This is a genomic window from Streptococcus sp. KHUD_017, assembly GCF_054861245.1.
This window is the reverse complement of sequence record NZ_CM142175.1, coordinates 1,523,405-1,542,988: the sequence shown is the minus strand read 5'-3', so window position 1 is coordinate 1,542,988 and position 19,584 is coordinate 1,523,405. Positions and strand designations below refer to the sequence as shown.

Genomic DNA, 19,584 nt, shown 5'->3' with positions numbered 1-19,584 from the left:
AAACATGATGATAGATTAATTAGCTGCCCTTCTTAAAAGTCGGTTAAAAAAATGTATAAATCTCTAATAGTATGATATGATAAAGCTTAACTTGAATATAAAATGGAGATATAGATGGCTAAACAAGATATAGCTATAAAAGTTTTACAACAAGTTGTAAAGCTTCCTGTCGTGAAAGTAAATAGAGAAAAATTTTTAGTGGAGAAGTTCTCTAAAGAATTAGATAAGAAGGATATTGCCAAATTGTTAGAACAAGGTCCTCCTTCATTATTACCCCAGAAAACCTTAGATAGGGTAGCCAGGTCCTGCATAAAGGATAATGTTTTACGAGCAAGTGGAACATCTGTTCTAGCGGGTCTACCTGGAGGTATTCTAATGGCGCTTACTATTCCAACGGATGTAGCTCAGTTTTATGCTTTTTCCTTGAAATTAGCCCAAGAATTGGGATATATTTATGGTTATGATGATCTTTGGGCTTCACGAAATGAATTGAGTGAAGAAGCCAAAAATACACTCTTACTCTATCTCGGGGTCATGCTTGGGGTAAACGGAGCGGGTGCCTTGCTTCGTTCTGGTGGTGTTACAGTCGCTAAACATGTAATGACCACAGTACCTCAGAAAGCCGTAGCCAAAGCTGGCTGGTACCCTATTTTAAAAAAGGTTATGAAAATTTTTGGGGTTACTCTTACAAGGAGAGGCTTGGCAAAGGGAATGGGAAAAGCGATTCCTATTCTAGGTGGGGTTATTTCAGGGGGATTAACCTATGCGACTATGAAACCCATGGGCGAAAGATTGCAAAGGGAATTATCCAAACTAGTCAATTATAGTGAAGATCAGTATCAAAGAGATGTAGAAACGATTCGAAAAGAAGCAGAAATCATCGAAGCAGAGTAATAGGAAGAAACTAGTAGGCTTGTACTGCTAGTTTTTTTATCCTAGCCCTTGTGGTATAATGAAAAAAGAAAATCCTGTGTGAAAACAGAATGGAGGTTGTGATGGATAATATTATTGACGTATCTATTCCCGTTGCGGAAGTGGTGGATAAACATCCAGAAGTTTTAGATATTTTGGTTGAGCTTGGTTTTAAACCTCTTGCAAATCCCTTGATGCGTAATACGGTTGGGCGAAAAGTATCGCTCAAACAAGGCTCAAAGCTTGAAGGAACTCCTATGGATAAGATTGTGCGTACACTTGAAGCAAATGGTTATGAAGTGATCGGGTTAGACTAATGGCAGATGAACGTATTCATATCCTGCGGGATATTTTATTAGAATTGCATCATGGAGCTTCTCCAGAGTCCGTTCAGGAACGATTTGATGCTACTTTTACAGGTGTATCTGCTATTGAGATTTCACTTATGGAGCATGAGTTGATGAACTCTGACTCAGGCGTTACCTTTGAAGATGTCATGGAACTTTGTGATGTGCATGCCAATCTTTTTAAAAATGCTGTTAAGGGTGTCGAAGTTGAGGACACCGATCATCCTGGACACCCTGTGCGTGTCTTTAAGGATGAAAATTTAGCCCTCCGAGCTGCTTTGATTCGGGTCCGTAGATTACTCTCGACTTATGAATCTGTGGACGATGAGGAAATGCTGGCGGAAATGCGTAAGGGTTTGGTACGTCAGATGGGTCTTGTTGGTCAATTTGATATTCACTACCAGCGCAAGGAAGAGCTCTTCTTTCCTATCATGGAACGTTATGGCCATGATTCACCTCCCAAAGTTATGTGGGGAGTGGATGATCAGATTAGGGATCTCTTTCAAACAGCCTTAGTGGCAACTAAGTCGCTCCCAGAAGTGCCAATTTCCACCGTAAAGGAAGCTTTTGAAGCTTTTGCAACAGAGTTTGAAAGTATGATTTTTAAGGAAGAATCAATCCTTCTCATGATTCTGCTTGAATCCTTTACCCAGGATGACTGGATTCAGATTGCTGAGGAAAGTGATGCCTATGGCTATGCAATTATCCGTCCGTCTGAGAAATGGGTTCCTGAACGTCAAAGTTTTGTTGAGGAAAAAAATGTAGAAGAACCAACTCAGCTAGAAACTGTAGATGGGCAAGTTCAGCAAGTGATCGATACACCAGAAGGTCAATTTACTATCACCTTTACACCAAAGGAAAAGGAAACGGTGCTAGATCGCAATAGCCAGCAGGCTTTTGGCAATGGCTATCTCTCAGTTGAACAGGCGAATCTTATCCTTAATCATTTGCCGATGGAGATTACCTTTGTTAATAAGGATGATATTTTCCAGTATTATAATGACAATACTCCAGCGGATGAAATGATTTTCAAGCGGACACCGTCTCAAGTTGGACGTAATGTCGAACTATGTCATCCACCAAAATATTTGGAGAAGGTCAAAGCCATTATGCAAGGTCTTCGTGAAGGGAAAAAAGACAAGTACGAGATGTGGTTCAAGTCAGAATCACGTGGAAAGTTTGTCCATGTCACCTACGCTGCAGTACATGATGAAAACGGGGAATTTCAAGGTGTGTTGGAGTATGTTCAGGACATCCAACCCTACCGTGAGATTGATACAGACTTTTTCCGTGGATTAGAATAAGGAGAAAAAATGAGTTACGAGCAAGAATTTATGAAGGAATTTGAAGCCTGGGTTAATACCCAGATTATGATCAATGATATGGCTCTTAAGGAAAGTCAAAAGGTTTATGAAGAAGATCAAGATGAGCGCGCTAAAGATGCCATGCTTCGCTACGAAAGTCGCTTGGATGCCTATCAGTTCTTACTTGGTAAGTTTGAAAATTTCAAGGCAGGCAAGGGGTTCCATGAATTGCCAGAAGATTTGTTTGGTGAGAGACATTATTAAAATTTAGGAACAATGAAAAAGGGAGTTCAACTCCCTTTTTCATTGTTCCTAGAACCTTTTTGTGTTACAATGTTAGCATGAAAACGAAAAATATTATTAAAACAGGTTTAGTCGTGGCAGGGCTTGGAGCGCTTGCCTTTGGTGCTAAGAAAGTAGCTGATGATCATAAACTCATGAAGACACAGGAAGAGTTAACTGCTATTGTGCGTGACTATTTCTCACAAATGGGTGAGATTGGGACTCTCTATGTCCAAGTATACGAAAGTAGCCTAGAACGTCTTGTTGGTGGTGTCATTTTTGAAGATGGTCGTCACTATACCTTTGTCTATGAAGATGAAGATCTCATCTACGAGGAGGAAGTCTTATGATTTCTCCTAACGGTTTAGAAGAATTAGCGGATTTAGTAGAGCAGGATGGCAAGAAGGTCTTCCTTTTTGTTGCGGATTGGTGTGGCGATTGCCGTTATATCTATCCCGCCTTGCCAGAGATTGAAGCGGCAAATCCAGAGTTCACTTTTATACGGGTCGACCGTGATGAGTACATGGAACTTGCTAAACTTTGGGATGTATACGGGATTCCAAGTCTTGTTGTTTTAGACAAGGACAAGGAGATTGGGCGCTTTGTCAATCGTAACCGTAAAACTAAGGAAGAGATTAATCGCTTTTTAGCAGGATTGAAATAGGAGAAAAGAATGATTTTTACATACAATAAAGAATATGTAGGCGATGTCCTTATGGTTATCGTGAAAAACAGTGGTGACGCCAAGCTAGATGCTGAGCGTAAAGGCAATATTGCGCGTGTTTTTCTAAAAGAAACTGGTGAAACTGTCGCTTGGAATATTTTTGAAGTTTCTAGCTTATTTGAGATTGAGAATCGTGGCCAAGTATTTCTAACAGACGACCAAGTGGCTCGTTTGAATCAAGAACTACAGGCTCAAGGGTTTACGGAAGAAATCATCAATGACAAGGAACCAAAATTTGTCGTTGGAGAAATTGTAGAGATGGTTGCGCATCCAGATAGTGATCACTTGAATATCTGCCAAGTTGCTGTTGGAAATGACAAAACAGTACAAATCGTTGCGGGTGCTCCTAATGCACGTGTCGGCTTGAAAACCATTGTAGCTCTTCCAGGAGCGATGATGCCAAAAGGCAATCTCATTTTTCCAGGGGAACTTCGTGGAGAAAAGAGTTTTGGGATGATGTGTAGTCCTCGTGAATTGCATTTACCAAATGCTCCACAAAAACGTGGTGTTATTGAATTGTCAGAAGACCAAGTTGTTGGAACTCCATTCGATCCGGCTAAACACTGGACAGTTTAATTGCTAACTAGTATCTATTAAACTAGATAGGAGAAAGTAAGATGGCAAAAAATGTTGTGATTACAGGTGCAACATCAGGTATTGGTGAAGCAATTGCGCGTGCCTATCTAGAAAAAGGTGAAAATGTTGTTCTCACAGGACGTCGAAGAGAAAGACTTGAAGCTTTAAAAGCTGAGTTTGCAGAAGCCTTTCCGAATCAAAATGTTTGGACCTTTCCGCTAGATGTAACCGATATGACAATGGTTAAAACGGTTTGTTCAGATATTCTTGAAGCAGTAGGTCCGATTGATGTTTTAGTTAATAACGCTGGACTTGCTTTAGGCTTAGCTCCATATCAGGACTATGATGAGTTGGATATGTTGACCATGCTAGATACCAATGTCAAGGGATTGATGGCGGTTACGCGGTGTTTCTTGCCTCCCATGGTAGCTGCCAATCAAGGTCATATCATTAACATGGGTTCAACCGCAGGTATTTATGCCTATGCGGGTGCAGCAGTTTATGCAGCAACCAAGGCTGCAGTTAAAACCTTTTCGGATGGCTTAAGGATTGATACCATTGCTACAGATATCAAGGTGACCACTATTCAACCTGGAATTGTAGAGACGGATTTTTCTAAGGTACGTTTTCATGGAGATGAAGCACGGGCTGCGACTGTTTACCAGGGGCTTGAGGCCTTGCAAGCGCAAGATATCGCTGATGCAGTAGTTTATGTGACCAGTCAACCACATCGTGTACAAATCACAGATATGACCATCATGGCCAATCAACAAGCTACTGGGTTTACGATTCACAGAGATTAATATTATTTTAAAAAAAGTTACAAATGTTGTAACTTTTTTCGATTTCCTTCGAATAGATAAGTAGGAGGATGAAAAATGTATAATAAAGTTATCATGATTGGACGCTTGACGTCTACACCAGAATTGCACAAAACCAACAACGACAAGTCGGTAGCTCGTGCGACCATTGCCATTAACCGTCGTTTTAAGGATCAAAACGGGGAACGTGAAACGGACTTCATCAATATTGTGGTCTGGGGCAAGCTTGCTGAAACCTTAGCTAGCTACGCGACTAAAGGCAGTCTCATTTCTGTAGATGGGGAGCTCCGTACCCGTAAGTTTGAGAAGAATGGTCAGACCAACTATGTGACCGAAGTTCTCGCCACAGGCTTCCAACTTTTGGAAAGTCGTGCTCAACGCGCGATGCGTGAAAATAATGCTGGTCAAGACTTAGCAGATCTGGTTTTGGAAGAGGAGGAACTTCCCTTCTAGTAATAATAAAGAAAGCTGGTTCGTCAATAGACCAGCTTTTTTAGTTTATTATAGTCAAATGATTCGGGAATTACTTCCTAGAAATAAAATAGTTAAATGCATTTGTACAATAAAATCAAGCACTTTTTTTCAAAAAATAGTAAAATAAAGTAAAATATATTCAAAATTTTCAGAAAAGGAATGAATCTTGAAAGGAAACAAAGAGAGAAAAGAACAGTTGAAATGGTTGATAAAACGGATATTACTGCTGATTCCAGTGGCCTGTCTTCTCTTGTGGGTCTATACAGTTTGTCAAACGACTAGTATGAATGAAAAGACTAAGATTGGTGTCACCTATATGACCATGAATAATGAGTTCTATAAAAGTATTCATTCGGAAATTAGTCGAATTGCTGACGAGAGGGGAGCTCTGGTTTATGTCCGAGATCCAGAATTGGACGAAGAAAGACAGTGCCAACAAATCGATGATTTTTGCGCTCAAAAAGTCAATGTGATTGTGATTAATCCGGTCAAGGGGGATAGTCAACTGATTTTAAGGGCTCTTGAAAAAGCTAGAAAACAAGGGATTAAGATTATTGCAGTAGATACTCAGTTGAAGAATTTTAAACCTGATGCTAGTATTGTATCCGATAACTACCAAGCAGGAGTATTGATTGCGAAAGAGCTGATGAAACGCTCTTCTAGTGCTCGAATACTCCTCTTGGAGCATAAAGGAACAATTTCAGCAGATACACGGATTCAGGGATTTAAGGATACTATCGAAGGACACGAATCTTATCAGATTGTCTCGGAACTAGAAACTAAGGGACAGACAGAAATTGCGATGCCAACTGTACGCAACTTCTTGCAACTAGAATTTAAAATCGATACCTTGGTTGCCTTAAATGACCGTTCAGCTATAGGAGCTTTAGCTGCTATTAAGGAGAAAGGAATTAGCTACCCCATTGCGATTTATGGAATTGATGGTTCACCAGATATGAAATCTTTATTGCATTCAACAGATGATGTTGTGGGAACAGTTGCTCAGTCTCCTTTGCAGATGGGAGATCGCGTGATGGAAGTCATCCAGGATATTGTTGATGGGAAGAGCTACTCTGAAGAAGTAACCATTCCAGTTCAAATGATGACAAAGGAAAACATCGATCGATTCGATGTGAATGGGTGGCAGTGATGAGAAAATTTAGAGGTGTGCGATACAGTTTGACCCTCCTGATGATCGTGAATTTTATTGCAGTCATGCTCAATAGTATTATCTATCTTCAAGCAACCAACTATATCATCGTCCAACGACAAGCTTCTTTGTTAGTAGAACGCTTAGATCGCGTTCCTTTTGCGCCTTCTCTGACCTTTTGGTTGTCTGCGCTCTTATTTGCTGGGATTGCCTTGATATCGATGGCTCGTTATCGTCCTCAAACGAGCCGATGGTCTATCTTTGATAAACGAAATATTCTAGAGATTCTCCTGATGTTGCTCTTGATGTGGGTTCAAAATATAGCTTATAATGGGATTATTCTCTTGGTTTTTGCGGATATTTTCTATGGTTCTAAAGAGTTGAATACTAAACGAGACCGCAAGTATTGGTTTGCGTTTATACTAGTGAGTTTCCTGATGCTTCTTGTGACCAACTCAGACGTCTTTTCACTTTTCTTTCCGATTCCGTCCTTGGATACGTATATTCAGTTTTATCCGTCCTCCCTCCGAATTTTGGCCTTTTTTCTGAAGAATTCTCTCTATGCCTCAAATTTGGTGTTCTTCATTATTTCGCTTTTGTTTTATATTATGAATGTCCTTGCGGAGAACCACGAAGTGGAAGAGGAATTGGCCATGGTATCCAAAGTTAATACGGAGTTGAACAACTATATGGCCTTATCTGAGAAAATTGCAGAGGATCGGGAGCGTAAGCGGATTGCTCGTGAGATTCACGATACCTTGGGGCATGCATTAACAGGAATCTCAGCTGGTTTAGATGCAGTTGGAGTCTTGATTGATATCGATCCTAATCGGGCAAAAGAACAGGTGAAAAATGTGTCAGAAGTCGTCCGCGAAGGGATTCAAGATGTGAGAGGCTCTCTCAATCGCCTTCGGCCAGGAGCTCTTGAGGGACGAACTCTCAAAGATGCTTTAGAAAAGATGATTCATGAGTATCAGAATCTTTCAAATTTACAGGTTGATTTAATCTATGAATGGGTTGATGTCGATATGGACGTCATGATTGAAGATACGATTTTTCGTGTGATTCAAGAATCTATGACCAATGCGGTTCGTCACGGCCATGCTAGTCTAATGGAACTTCATTTTTTTGAGGATGAAGCAGATTACATAATAGAATTGCAGGACAATGGAGTTGGGTTTGAAACCTTGACCTATGGATATGGGCTCAAGCAGATGATGGAGCGTATTTCTATCCTAGGAGGACAGCTCCAATTTGAAAGTCGCGATGGATTTTTCACACGAGTCAGTTTACCGAAATAAAAAGAAGGGAGATAAGAGATGGTGATAAAAGTAATGGTGGCAGATGACCAGTCTTTGATTCGAGAATCTCTGAAAATTATTTTGTCAGCTCACTCCGATATCGAAGTGGTAGCAACAGTAGAAGATGGGAATCATGTCTTGTCGAGCATCCCACAAACTCATCCTGATTTAATTTTGATGGATATTCGGATGCCAGGTATGGATGGAGTTTTGGCTACAAAAGAAGTAAAAGAGCATTATCCGGATATCAAAATTATTATTTTAACGACCTTTGATGATGATGAATTTATCTATAGTGCGCTCAAATATGGTGCTTCAGGATATCTCTTAAAAGGGACCTCGACAGACGAGCTCTACGAAGCTATTAAGGTGGTGTATCAGGGTGGAGCTATGATTAACCCTAATATCGCTAGCAAAGTCTTTCAAATTTTTTCACAGATGGCTAAATCCAACTTTTCTATTACTGTGGATGAAGATAATGTCAAAGATTTAAGCACTACGGAATGGCGAATTATTCAAGAAATTGGTTATGGCGAGTCAAACAAAGAAATTGCCGCCAAACTTTTCTTGTCAGAAGGAACCGTGCGCAATTACTTATCAACGATTTTGGCAAAATTAAACCTACGGGATCGAACACAATTAGCGATTTGGTCAGTCCAAACAGGAGTGACCAGACGCGATTTTTCAAAAGGAAATACGGAATGAAATTAAAGCGAAAGCATCTTTATTTTGGGGTTGGACTCCTTATTATGCTCTGTGTAAGTGCGGGGGTTTATTGGTGGAAACAGCAACCAACCGTACTTCATATAGGAGTTTATGCAGGTTCTAGTTGGGATGTACCAACCAGTCAACGTTCGCATGCTTTAGATCGAGCAATTGAAAAATTTGAAAAGTCCCATCCCAATGTCCGTGTGGAATATGAAAATGGAATTCCACAGTCTGAATATTCAAACTGGCTCTCAGAAAAAATTGTTTCAGGAAAGACACCGGATGTCTTTATGGTCTCTGAACAAGATATTTCTTTATTGGCAGCGCGAGGCGTTTTAGAAAATTTGAATGGTTATATGAGTCAAAAAGATCAGGCTACTTTTTATACTGCTGCATTTGAATCCTGTGTCTATCAGGGACAACCCTATGCTTTACCTTACGAAAGCAATCCTATTTTAATGTGTGTCAATAAAGATTTGCTGGATAAGGAAGGCATTGAGGTTCCCAAAGAAGGTTGGAGCTTGGAAGAGTTCTATACAATTTGTAAAAAACTAACCAAAGATACCAATGGAGATGGTCAATTGGATCAGTTTGGGAGTACAGAATACACCTGGAAAGAAGCTTTGGCAGCAAATGGGGGTAGTCTCTTTCAAGGTGGGATGCTCAAACTTACGGCTCCAGAAGTCAAAGAATCTTTGACTTTTCTGCAAAAATTGGAAGAGTTAAATAAAAATTATAAGGTGAGTTCCAAAGATTTTGACCAGGGGAAAGTAGCGTTTTACCCCATGACTTTGGCTCAATATAGGACTTATAAACCTTATCCCTATCATGTTTCCAAATATTCAAACTTCACCTGGACCTGTATTCCTATGCCTGCTAAGTCAAAAACCACTAAGGCGACCTTGGTTACGACGACTTCTTTTGCCATGTCTGCTCGGACTCCTCATTCAAAGTTGGCTTGGGAGTTGATGCAAGTGTTGACAGAGGATCCAGAAATCCAACAAACTCTTTTTGCTGAATCTCAAGGGATTTCTGTCATGCCTGATGTAGTCAAGAGTCGTTCTAGTAAAGACCTTCTGCAAGTGGATGATTTTGGGGCAGATTCCTTAACCAATCAGACCTTGAACCGAATCATGGAACAAGCTGTAGAAAGTAGTCCCAAGAATGTCTCGAAAGAAGTGTTAGAAAAACTGGACTACTTGATTGGCAATGCCTTGCGCAATCAAGATGTTGAGAACCGCCTGCCGCAAATTCAAAGGGAGATTGAAAGTAGTCTCCAGGTAGGATTTTAAAGAAAAAAAGATGACATCGTGTCAAGTGACAGATGTCATTTTTTTATTGCTAAATGTCATGTTTATAATGTGACATTTGACAATGTAAAAACGCTTCCAAATAATCTACAATAGAGTCAAATAAAGGAGGCGTAGCAAAATGAAATACCTCATTTTAGTCAGTCATGGTGGATTGGCAGAAGGGCTAAAAACATCGCTAGCTATGTTTGCTGGTGACAAGATGAATCAGGTCATCGCAGTTGGACTCAAAGAAGGAAAATCCGTTGATGACTTTGCAGTTGATTTTAGAGAGAGCATTTCAGAATTGACAGCAGATGATTCTGTGCTGGTCTTGGCAGATATTGTAGGTGGTAGTCCATTAACCACGGCAGCCACTGTCCTAGAAGAAGCTGGAAAGCTAGATGGAGCTTTAATCCTTGGTGGGATGAACCTCACCATGGCCTTGACAGCAGTTGTGATGAAGGATGTGTTGGATGGAGACGATTTGTCAGCAACTATCTTATCAGAAGCACAATCTGCACTACAACCTTTTGAAGTTTCAGCCACTAGTGCTGAAGAAGATGATGACGATATTTAATAGGGAGGTACCTTATGGTAGTAACATTTGTACGGATTGATGACCGCATGATTCACGGTCAAACAGTCACACGCTGGGCAAAAGAAAAACCATGTGATGGTTTGATTGCCGTAAACGATGCAGCAGCATCAAACAAGGTTTTGATCCAAGCTTACAAAGGAGCATCAGACAAGAAAACCTTTGTATGGACAAAAGAAGCCTTTAAAGAAAAGTCAGCAAAAGTAACGGAATCTGACAGTCGGTATTTCTTGATTACCAAAAACCCAATCGATATGAAGGAAATTTTGGTGGATCAAGGTTTTGTCCCAGGAGATGTTAAAGAAATCATCGTTGGCCCTGCAAATGATCGACCTGGTGCAGTGAAATTGGGTAATAACCAATCTATCACACAGGAAGAAGCAGAAGCCTTTCAGGCTATCCAGGAAGCAGGTTACAAGGTTAAATTCCAATTGCTGCCGGATGTCTCAATTGGTTATTGGGACGATTTCAAATCTAAATTTGGTTTTTAAACCTAACAGTTTTATTAGTTAGGTAAATAAATTTACAAACAAAAAGGAGCGTTTGTTATGACAATTTCATGGATTCAAGCAATCTTGCTTGCTGTTTTCGCCAGCTTGTCTTCAATGCCTGGTATGGGAGGTTCCAGTATCGGGAACTATACACTCGGTCGTCCCTTGATCGGTGGGTTGATTTCAGGTTTAATTCTTGGAGATGTGACAACCGGTATTATGGTCGGGGTTGCCCTTCAAGTCGTTTATATCGCCTTGGTAACACCTGGTGGAACCGTATCTGCCGATGTTCGTGCCATCTCTTATATCGGTGTTCCTCTTGCTATCTTGTTTGTGCATGCAAATAACATCACAGATGAAGCTGGAATTGCAGCAGCTGCAGCCCCAATCGGTGCGGCCGTTGGGACAATCGGTACTGTTCTTTTCTACGGAACAGCTACCATGAACTTGCTTTGGCAACACATTGGTTGGAAAGCCGTTGAAGAAGGAAATTTCAAAAAACTCTACGCAGTTGACTGGGTTTACCCATGGATCTCTCACTTCCTCTTCTCTTTCCTTCCAACTATGATTATCACTAAATATGGTGAAAACATGGTTGATTTGATGAAACTTTACCTTCCTATGGATGGTTTCTGGATGAAAGCTCTCTTTACAGTCGGAGCTCTTCTCCCATGTGTCGGTATTGCTATCTTGTTGAAACAAATTGTTACAAAAGCAACTGACTTCATTCCATTCTTTGTTGGATTTACCTTGGCTAAATCTCTCGGCTTGAACTTGGTAGCGAGTGCGGTTGTTTCATTGATCTTTGCAGTAATCTACTATGAACTTGAAGTAATCAAATCTATGAAAGCTGTTCCAGCTGGGGTTGTTTACGTAGACGATGATGAGGAGGATATTTAAAATGGCTGATAGAAAGAAAATTTCAAAGAAAACATTAGCAAAAGCATTTCATCATTGGTATTATGGTCATTTGACTTGTTTCTCTCAAGAACACATGCAAACCTTTGGGTACTTGACTTCTATGCTTCCAATCGTAGAAGAAATGTATGATACAAAAGAAGAACAAAAAGATGCTATGCAAACCTATACTGCCTTCTTCAATACTGAACCACAACTTGGATCTCTTGTTGTAGGGATTACAGCTGGTTTGGAAGAAGCACGTGCAAATGGAGATGCAGTAGATGGTGAAACCATCAATGGGATGCGTGCCGGTTTGATGGGACCAATCGCTGGTATTGGTGACTCTTTGATCGTTGGTACCTTGATTCCAGTTCTTTTGGGGATTGCACTTGGTCTTTCTAAAGGTGGTAACGTCGCTGGTGCTATCTTCTACATCGTCGTATGGAACTTCCTAGTCTACTTTGGTATGCGCTTTGCCTTCTTCAAAGGATATCAATTAGGGGATAAAGCCGTTGAATTCCTAGTAGGACCAAAAGGACAAGCTCTTCGTAAAGCAATCAGCGTTGTCGGTGGTATGGTTATTGGTGCCGTAGCAGCGACTTGGGTCTCTGTTACAACAGCACTCGAATTCAAAAATGCTAATGGAGAAGCCTTCCTTAAAATTCAAGAAAAGATTGATGGTGTTTATCCAGGTCTCTTGACAGCAACCTTCATCACTATTTGCTGGTGGTTGATGTCTAAGAAAAAAGTTTCACCAAACAAAGTCATGTTAATTCTAGTTGTTGTTGCCTTAATTGGTGTTGCTCTAGGTATCTTTGACCCACATCTTAATTACTAAGGTCAAGAGAACCCAATATTTACTAGTAAAAATTTTGAGAATGAAGTAGACTAATCTCCTTCTCTTACACTTCATTCTCAATTTTTATCAGGAGGATTTTCATGGTTACAAAACAAGAACTTGTTAATGGATATGAAACAGAAATTAAGTATCAACGCCACATGCTTGAAAATTTGGGTCGTTGGTTCAGTTTGCTCTTTATCACTGCTAGTATTGGTGTGGTATTGATTTATCTTTTTCATAAAACCTTCCTCCCACTCTTAATTTTCGGAATTTTACTTGCCTTGATTGGAATATTAGGAATGGTGGTTTTTGGATATGGTATCTACCGCGGGCGGATCAATCTCCAAAAGGTTATCGATGATTTCAATCAAAAGTTGACGATTCTCAATTAATATTAAAGGAACATCTCTTTCATTTTTGAGGTGTTTTTTTCTTGACTATTTCTGACTAAGTGATACAATAGAACTATGGTTTAGCACTCGTATGCAAAGAGTGCTAATAATATGATTATCTTATGGAGGAAAGCAGATGTTGAAACCATTAGGAGACCGCGTGGTCTTGAAAATTGAAGAAAAAGAACAAACAGTTGGTGGCTTTGTCCTTGCAGGATCAGCCCAAGAAAAAACAAAAACAGCTAAAGTAGTAGCTATTGGACAAGGTGTTCGCACCTTGAGTGGTGAACTTGTTGCTCCAAGTGTAAAAGTTGGAGATCAAGTTTTAGTTGAAGCTCATGTAGGTATTGATGTCAAAGATGGTGATGAAAAATATATCATCGTGGGTGAAGCTAATATTTTAGCAATCGTTGAAGAATAATAGGAGGAAGTAAGTATGTCAAAAGAAATTAAATTTTCATCTGATGCACGTTCAGCAATGGTCCGTGGGGTTGATATCCTAGCTGATACAGTTAAAGTAACCTTAGGCCCTAAAGGACGTAATGTCGTTCTTGAAAAATCATTTGGTTCACCATTGATTACCAATGATGGTGTAACAATCGCTAAAGAAATCGAACTAGAAGACCACTTTGAAAATATGGGTGCCAAATTGGTATCAGAAGTAGCTTCTAAAACCAATGATATTGCGGGTGACGGGACAACAACTGCAACTGTCTTGACTCAAGCAATTGTTCGTGAAGGGATCAAGAACGTTACCGCAGGTGCGAACCCAATTGGTATCCGCCGAGGGATTGAAGCAGCGGTTGCAACTGCTGTGGAAGCCTTGAAGAACAATGCCATTCCTGTTGCTAACAAAGAAGCGATTGCGCAGGTAGCTGCCGTTTCATCTCGTTCTGAAAAAGTCGGTGAGTACATCTCTGAAGCTATGGAAAAAGTTGGTAAAGATGGTGTTATCACTATTGAAGAATCACGTGGTATGGAAACAGAGCTTGAAGTTGTAGAAGGAATGCAATTCGATCGTGGTTATCTATCACAGTACATGGTCACTGACAATGAAAAAATGGTTGCAGACCTTGAAAATCCATACATTTTAATCACTGATAAGAAAATCTCAAATATCCAAGAAATTTTGCCACTTCTAGAAAGTATTCTTCAAAGTAGCCGTCCACTCTTGATTATTGCAGATGATGTTGATGGTGAAGCTCTGCCAACCCTTGTTTTGAACAAGATTCGTGGGACTTTCAACGTAGTTGCTGTTAAGGCACCAGGATTTGGTGACCGACGTAAAGCTATGCTTGAAGATATCGCAATCTTGACAGGTGGTACCGTTATTACTGAAGACCTTGGACTTGAGTTGAAAGATGCTACCATCGAAGCTTTAGGGCAAGCAGCTAAAGTGTCTGTAGATAAAGATAGCACAGTCATTGTTGAAGGTGCAGGAAATCCTGAAGCGATTGCTAACCGTGTAGCTGTCATCAAGTCTCAAATCGAAACAACAACTTCAGAATTCGACCGAGAAAAACTCCAAGAACGCTTGGCTAAATTATCAGGTGGAGTAGCAGTTATCAAGGTCGGTGCTGCAACTGAAACTGAATTGAAAGAAATGAAACTCCGCATCGAAGATGCCCTTAACGCTACCCGTGCAGCAGTGGAAGAAGGTATTGTTGCAGGTGGTGGTACTGCCTTAGTGAATGTCATTCCAGCTGTTGAAGCTTTAGAATTGACAGGTGACGAAGCAACAGGACGTAGCATTGTTCTTCGTGCCTTAGAAGAGCCGGTTCGCCAAATTGCCTACAATGCAGGCTATGAAGGTTCAATCGTTATCGATCGTTTGAAAAATGCAGAAGCTGGTACAGGCTTCAACGCTGCAACAGGTGAATGGGTCAACATGATTGAGGCAGGGATTATCGATCCTGTTAAGGTTAGCCGTTCGGCCCTTCAAAACGCAGCTTCAGTAGCAAGTCTTATCTTGACAACAGAAGCAGTTGTGGCTAATAAACCAGAACCAGTAGCCCCAGCACCAGCTATGGATCCATCAATGATGGGTGGTTACTAGAGAAGATAAAAATAACAGGTAGAAATGAAAGATGTTCTACCTGTTTTTTTACATGAAATGCAAAAGAGGAAGTCGAGCTTCCTCTTTTTATGTTTATTTTATTATGGTGCGATGACTTCAGCGCCACCCATGTATGGACGAAGGACTTCTGGAATAGTGACAGAACCATCTTCATTTTGATAGTTTTCAAGAATTGCAGCAACGGTACGTCCAACAGCAAGTCCAGAACCATTCAAAGTGTGAAGGAGTTTTACTTTGCCATCAGCTTCATCACGGTAACGGATTTGGGCACGACGAGCTTGGAAATCTTCTGTATTTGAACAGCTTGAGATTTCACGATAAGTATTTTGTGCAGGAATCCACACTTCCAAGTCATAAGTTTTCGCAGCTGAGAAGCCCATATCTCCAGTAGAGAGAGCAACCACACGGTATGGAAGGTTGAGTTTTTGAAGGATGTTTTCAGCGTTGGCTGTCATCTTTTCCAATTCTTCGTATGATTCTTCAGGTTTAGCAAATTTCACCATTTCAACCTTGTGGAATTGGTGCAAACGGATCAAACCGCGAGTATCGCGACCAGCTGAACCAGCTTCAGAACGGAATGATGGACTCATAGCAGTAAAGTAGATTGGCAGTTCCTTACCATCAATGATTTCATCACGGTAGTAGTTAGTCAAAGGTACTTCAGCTGTAGGAATGAGGACATAGTTGGTATCACTGAGCTCAAAAGTATCTTCCTTGAATTTTGGATATTGACCAGTACCAAACATAGAATCATGGTTGACCATGTAAGGTGTGATGACTTCAGTATAGCCTTCTTTACCATGCTCATCCAACATGAAGTTGTAGATAGCACGTTCCAAGCGAGCTCCGAGGCCTTTATAGAAGAGGAATCGAGCTCCAGTAACTTTTCCACCACGTTCCCAGTCAAGGATACCAAGGTCTTCTCCGAGATCCCAGTGGGCTTTTGGTTCAAAGTCAAACTCACGAGGAGTTCCCCAACGGCGAACTTCTACGTTATCATCCTCGTCAGCACCAATAGGGACACTATCAGCTGGAATGTTTGGAAGAGTAGTGGTAAATTCTGTCAATTTAGCATCAATTTCAGCTAATTCAGCATCCAGAGCTTTTACCTCTGCAGAGAGGGTTTGCATGGCAGTAATCTTATCGTCTGCATTTTCCTTGTTGCGCTTAGCTTGAGCAATTTCAGCAGAAACCGTGTTACGCTCTGCCTTGAGGGTTTCAACCTTGACTAAGATGTCACGACGTTTTGCGTCGATTTCCTTCATTTCATTCAAGATAGTAGCATCTACACCACGTGTAGCTAATTTTTCAGCGACAGCATCAAAGTCTGTACGAATACGTTTGATATCTAACATAAGAACTCCTTTATGAAAAAAGCACACCTGACAAAGCGTTGGAGTGGCAGGGCCACGGTTCCATCCAACTTCACAGGTGTGCACTTGATTCTGTATTTGATTTGAAATAACGGTAGAATTTCACCTATCTCTCCTATCTGCTCGCAGCATCCGCAGACTTTCTGGAAGAAGAGGATAACCTACTTATCCGTTTCTATGATTATACTAAACTTTCTATTTTTTTGCAAATAGATTTTTGATTTTATGACCGATGATTTGGAGTAAGGTTGGAAGCTTAATGACCTTATCATTACCTAGCTTTTCACGAGCAATTTTAAGAATTTTTCCAGAATCTTTTGAAGCAAAGAGGAATTTTCCTTGGTCAGTGAAGACTTCGAAATGACGACTAACCTTGCGCCTAGAGACATTGGCTCCGATTTGGTTAACGCTGGACCAGGGAATCTGAATGTAATCCTCAACATTACGGTCTGCGTAAAATTCTAAAGCCTGATCTCCAACCAGAAATTTTCCAACCTTTCCTGAAATGGAAAGATAGGAGGTTCCAGTAGTTTGTAGGTCAATGACTTTGTTGAGAGATTGTGCCATGTTTAGTCTTCCTTACTTTCACCGAAAAAGGCATGGTATAGAGCCTTTAGAGCCGCTTTTTCTTGGTCTTTGTGGACAACGAACATGATCGAAACTTCACTAGAACCTTGTGACATCATTTGAATGTTGATATTATTTTCAGACAAGGCGCGAGTGGCTGTAGCAGTTACCCCGATATGGCGCTTCATTTTTTCGCCAACAATCATTATGATAGAGAGGTCATGTTCGATTTCAGCATGGTCAACTTCAGCTTTTTGAACTAATTGACGAAGGATTTCTTCTTCTTTAATAGGAGTTAATTCTCGTGAACGTAGAATGATAGATAGGTCATCGATACCAGTTGGCATATGTTCCCAACCAATATTCAGGTCTTCTAGAATTTGAAGCACTTTACGACCAAAACCAACTTCGCGGTTCATCAGGTATTTAGACATATTGATGCTGACAAAACCAGAATCACCAGCAATCCCCACTACTGGGAATTCATCACTGCTGTGTTTTAGAACGATGCGAGTACCCGGATGTTCAGGATTATTGGTATTTTTGATAACAAGAGGAATTTTCCCGCGGTAGGCCGGAAGGAGAGCTTCGTCATGTAGTACAGAGAAACCTGCATAGGCCAATTCTCGCATTTCACGGTAAGTCAATTCAGGGATTGAGTGTGGTTTGTGAATGATACCAGGGTGGGCAGCAAAAATTCCGTCAACATCAGTAAAATTTTCATAAAGGTCAGCTTTAACTCCAGCTGCGATAATTGAACCAGTGATATCAGATCCACCACGTGAGAAGGTACAGATTTGATTCTCTTTAGTCACACCGAAGAATCCGGGAATAACCAGAACTTCCGTTCCATTATTGAGCTCTTCGATTTTATCATAACTTGAAGGAATGATACGAGCATTTCCAGGTTCGCTTGTAACAACAATCCCAGCCTCTCGTGGATGAACATAGCGCGCTTCTAAACCATTTTGGTTAAAGTAAGCTGCAATCAGTTTAGCGTTGTTATTTTCACCTGCAGCAAGGAAGGTATCGTAAAGAAATTCATTGTTTTCAATTGGAAGGGTAGCGAGAGTTCGGATGCTTTTAGAGATTCGTTCTAAAACAGCAGGTTTAAGCCCTAGTTCGCTAACCATTGCAGCGTAACGATCGATAATCCAATTTTGACTAGCACTGATATCATTTCCCGCTACATAATCACGATAATATTTAATCAAAGCATCCGTAACTTTGGTATCTTTAGCATCGCGCTTTCCTGGTGCAGATACAACTACAAAACGACGTTCGGGGTCACTTTTTACAATGTTTAAAACCTTCTTCAATTGGCTTGCAGAGGCGAGTGAACTTCCCCCAAATTTTACAACCTTCATAAAAACTCCTCAGTTAGTATTTTATACGATTATAGCAGAAAGAAGGGCTTTTTTCAATCTGCAATAGGAAAGGCTATATCATATTAGAGGTATGAACGTGATTATCTTAACCTAACTATTTTAAGTATAGAAAAAATTCTTTAAAAATCGGCTGATACACTTTTAATCGATTTTTGCTTGTGTAAATGGAAATAAAAAGATATACTTTGAAGATAAAACAATTTAATCAGCTATTTAAATTAAAGGAGTGGCTATGAATCATATTATCTTTCAAATTCAAAACGATTTAGCGGTGATTACATTAAATCGTCCCGAGGTGGCAAATGGTTTCCATATTCCTATGTGTGAAGAAATTTTAGAAGCACTGGAATTAGCTGAAAAAGACAATTCAGTTTCATTTATTCTAATCAATGCTGCTGGTAAGGTGTTTTCTGTCGGTGGCGATTTAGTTGAAATGAAACGTGCTGTTGATGAGGATGATATTGCTTCCTTAACTCGAATTGCTGAATTGGTCAATACTATTTCTTATAAGATTAAACAGATTCCTAAACCTGTTATCATGGAAGTTGATGGAGCAGTTGCTGGAGCTGCAGCCAATATGGCCTTGGCAGTTGATTTCTGTATCGCATCTGACAAAGCTAAATTCATCCAGGCTTTTGTAGGTGTGGGCTTAGCTCCTGACGCGGGCGGCTTATTCTTGCTTACAAGATCACTTGGTGCAACTCGTGCAACGCAATTAGCTATGACAGGTGAAGCCTTTACCGCTGAAAAAGCAATGGAGGCAGGAGCTCTATATCGTCTATGTACTAGTGAACAATTAGAAAAAACAAGAGAACAATTGTTGAAGAAGTTGAGACGTGGTTCTTCAAATTCCTATGCTGCGATTAAGAAACTTGTTTGGGAAAGTGAGTTTAAACAGTGGCATGAATACGCTAAACTTGAATTAGAATTGCAAGAATCACTATCCTACACAGAAGATTTTAAAGAAGGTGTACGTGCACATTCTGAGAGAAGACGTCCAAAATTTGTCGGGAAATAAAAAAATGCTTGCACAATTCTTTGAAGTTTGATATACTTTTCTAGTCAAATG

At 40.3% G+C, this 19,584-nt stretch carries 24 protein-coding genes; 21 read left to right on the top strand and 3 right to left on the bottom strand.

Annotation, left to right across the window (positions count from 1 at the left end; all coding sequences use genetic code 11):
• The first annotated feature begins 114 nt into the window (after positions 1–114).
• From ACVAMZ_RS07655 to groL, 20 genes are all read left to right on the top strand, one after another.
• Positions 115–894 (top strand): hypothetical protein, encoded by a 780-nt coding sequence (locus tag ACVAMZ_RS07655; protein ID WP_074324358.1) that lies wholly within the window; start codon positions 115–117, stop codon positions 892–894.
• 101 nt (positions 895–995) lie between these two features.
• Positions 996–1,229, top strand: a complete 234-nt coding sequence (locus ACVAMZ_RS07650; protein ID WP_000368732.1) for a DUF1858 domain-containing protein — start codon at positions 996–998, stop codon at positions 1,227–1,229.
• Positions 1,229–2,563, top strand: a complete 1,335-nt coding sequence (locus ACVAMZ_RS07645) for a DUF438 domain-containing protein (RefSeq protein WP_461684518.1) — start codon at positions 1,229–1,231, stop codon at positions 2,561–2,563. The genes ACVAMZ_RS07650 and ACVAMZ_RS07645 overlap by 1 nt, the downstream gene beginning before the upstream one ends.
• Positions 2,564–2,572: 9 nt before the next feature.
• The gene (locus ACVAMZ_RS07640; RefSeq protein ID WP_461684517.1) at positions 2,573–2,827 is read left to right on the top strand and encodes a DUF1912 family protein; all 255 of its coding nucleotides are present in this window, start codon (positions 2,573–2,575) and stop codon (positions 2,825–2,827) included.
• 77 nt (positions 2,828–2,904) lie between these two features.
• On the top strand, positions 2,905–3,195 hold the full coding sequence (locus tag ACVAMZ_RS07635; RefSeq protein WP_461684516.1) for a DUF4651 domain-containing protein: 291 nt from the start codon (positions 2,905–2,907) through the stop codon (positions 3,193–3,195).
• Complete coding sequence (locus ACVAMZ_RS07630) at positions 3,192–3,509, top strand: thioredoxin family protein (RefSeq protein WP_461684515.1); 318 nt, start codon at positions 3,192–3,194, stop codon at positions 3,507–3,509. Before ACVAMZ_RS07635 ends, ACVAMZ_RS07630 begins: the two co-directional genes overlap by 4 nt.
• Before the next feature lie 9 nt (positions 3,510–3,518).
• Entirely contained in the window at positions 3,519–4,145 is a 627-nt protein-coding gene (gene ytpR, locus ACVAMZ_RS07625) for a YtpR family tRNA-binding protein (RefSeq protein WP_461684514.1), read from the top strand.
• 41 nt (positions 4,146–4,186) lie between these two features.
• A complete protein-coding gene (locus ACVAMZ_RS07620; protein ID WP_461684513.1) occupies positions 4,187–4,948 on the top strand; it encodes an SDR family NAD(P)-dependent oxidoreductase in 762 nt (253 codons plus the stop codon).
• 75 nt (positions 4,949–5,023) lie between these two features.
• Complete coding sequence (locus ACVAMZ_RS07615; RefSeq protein WP_461684512.1) at positions 5,024–5,419, top strand: single-stranded DNA-binding protein; 396 nt, start codon at positions 5,024–5,026, stop codon at positions 5,417–5,419.
• 187 nt (positions 5,420–5,606) lie between these two features.
• Positions 5,607–6,590 carry a substrate-binding domain-containing protein gene (locus ACVAMZ_RS07610; protein ID WP_235083788.1) on the top strand — a complete coding sequence of 328 codons (984 nt, stop codon included), beginning with the start codon at positions 5,607–5,609 and terminating at the stop codon, positions 6,588–6,590.
• Entirely contained in the window at positions 6,590–7,891 is a 1,302-nt protein-coding gene (locus ACVAMZ_RS07605; protein WP_016466775.1) for a sensor histidine kinase, read from the top strand. Before ACVAMZ_RS07610 ends, ACVAMZ_RS07605 begins: the two co-directional genes overlap by 1 nt.
• A 21-nt stretch (positions 7,892–7,912) precedes the next feature.
• Entirely contained in the window at positions 7,913–8,596 is a 684-nt protein-coding gene (locus tag ACVAMZ_RS07600; RefSeq protein WP_025173290.1) for a response regulator transcription factor, read from the top strand.
• A complete protein-coding gene (locus tag ACVAMZ_RS07595; protein ID WP_461684511.1) occupies positions 8,593–9,891 on the top strand; it encodes an ABC transporter substrate-binding protein in 1,299 nt (432 codons plus the stop codon). Before ACVAMZ_RS07600 ends, ACVAMZ_RS07595 begins: the two co-directional genes overlap by 4 nt.
• A 139-nt stretch (positions 9,892–10,030) precedes the next feature.
• The gene (locus tag ACVAMZ_RS07590; protein ID WP_214262372.1) at positions 10,031–10,468 is read left to right on the top strand and encodes a PTS sugar transporter subunit IIA; all 438 of its coding nucleotides are present in this window, start codon (positions 10,031–10,033) and stop codon (positions 10,466–10,468) included.
• Positions 10,469–10,482: 14 nt separating this feature from the next.
• Positions 10,483–10,977, top strand: coding sequence for a PTS sugar transporter subunit IIB (locus ACVAMZ_RS07585; protein ID WP_049494254.1), 495 nt, complete (start codon positions 10,483–10,485; stop codon positions 10,975–10,977).
• 57 nt (positions 10,978–11,034) lie between these two features.
• Positions 11,035–11,877 (top strand): PTS mannose/fructose/sorbose/N-acetylgalactosamine transporter subunit IIC, encoded by an 843-nt coding sequence (locus tag ACVAMZ_RS07580; protein ID WP_049494253.1) that lies wholly within the window; start codon positions 11,035–11,037, stop codon positions 11,875–11,877.
• Positions 11,861–12,715: a PTS system mannose/fructose/sorbose family transporter subunit IID gene (locus ACVAMZ_RS07575; protein WP_029689583.1), complete on the top strand. Its 855-nt coding sequence runs from the start codon at positions 11,861–11,863 to the stop codon at positions 12,713–12,715. The genes ACVAMZ_RS07580 and ACVAMZ_RS07575 overlap by 17 nt, the downstream gene beginning before the upstream one ends.
• A 101-nt stretch (positions 12,716–12,816) precedes the next feature.
• Complete coding sequence (locus tag ACVAMZ_RS07570; protein WP_000256768.1) at positions 12,817–13,110, top strand: hypothetical protein; 294 nt, start codon at positions 12,817–12,819, stop codon at positions 13,108–13,110.
• Between the two features lie 136 nt (positions 13,111–13,246).
• Positions 13,247–13,531 (top strand): co-chaperone GroES, encoded by a 285-nt coding sequence (gene groES / locus ACVAMZ_RS07565; protein WP_049494252.1) that lies wholly within the window; start codon positions 13,247–13,249, stop codon positions 13,529–13,531.
• 15 nt (positions 13,532–13,546) lie between these two features.
• Positions 13,547–15,166 (top strand): chaperonin GroEL, encoded by a 1,620-nt coding sequence (groL, locus tag ACVAMZ_RS07560; protein ID WP_414311881.1) that lies wholly within the window; start codon positions 13,547–13,549, stop codon positions 15,164–15,166.
• A 101-nt stretch (positions 15,167–15,267) separates the two neighbouring features.
• Here the strand turns inward: groL and serS are convergent, their stop codons facing one another.
• From serS to ACVAMZ_RS07545, 3 genes are all read right to left on the bottom strand, one after another.
• On the bottom strand, positions 15,268–16,542 hold the full coding sequence (serS, locus tag ACVAMZ_RS07555) for a serine--tRNA ligase (protein WP_461684510.1): 1,275 nt from the start codon (positions 16,540–16,542) through the stop codon (positions 15,268–15,270).
• A 213-nt stretch (positions 16,543–16,755) separates the two neighbouring features.
• Positions 16,756–17,127, bottom strand: coding sequence for a DUF956 family protein (locus ACVAMZ_RS07550; RefSeq protein ID WP_414254344.1), 372 nt, complete (start codon positions 17,125–17,127; stop codon positions 16,756–16,758).
• A 2-nt stretch (positions 17,128–17,129) separates the two neighbouring features.
• Positions 17,130–18,494 carry an aspartate kinase gene (locus ACVAMZ_RS07545; RefSeq protein WP_461684509.1) on the bottom strand — a complete coding sequence of 455 codons (1,365 nt, stop codon included), beginning with the start codon at positions 18,492–18,494 and terminating at the stop codon, positions 17,130–17,132.
• Positions 18,495–18,747: 253 nt separating this feature from the next.
• On the opposite strand from ACVAMZ_RS07545, the gene ACVAMZ_RS07540 reads away from it, so the two are divergent.
• The gene (locus tag ACVAMZ_RS07540) at positions 18,748–19,533 is read left to right on the top strand and encodes an enoyl-CoA hydratase (RefSeq protein WP_461684508.1); all 786 of its coding nucleotides are present in this window, start codon (positions 18,748–18,750) and stop codon (positions 19,531–19,533) included.
• The last annotated feature ends 51 nt before the right edge of the window (positions 19,534–19,584 follow it).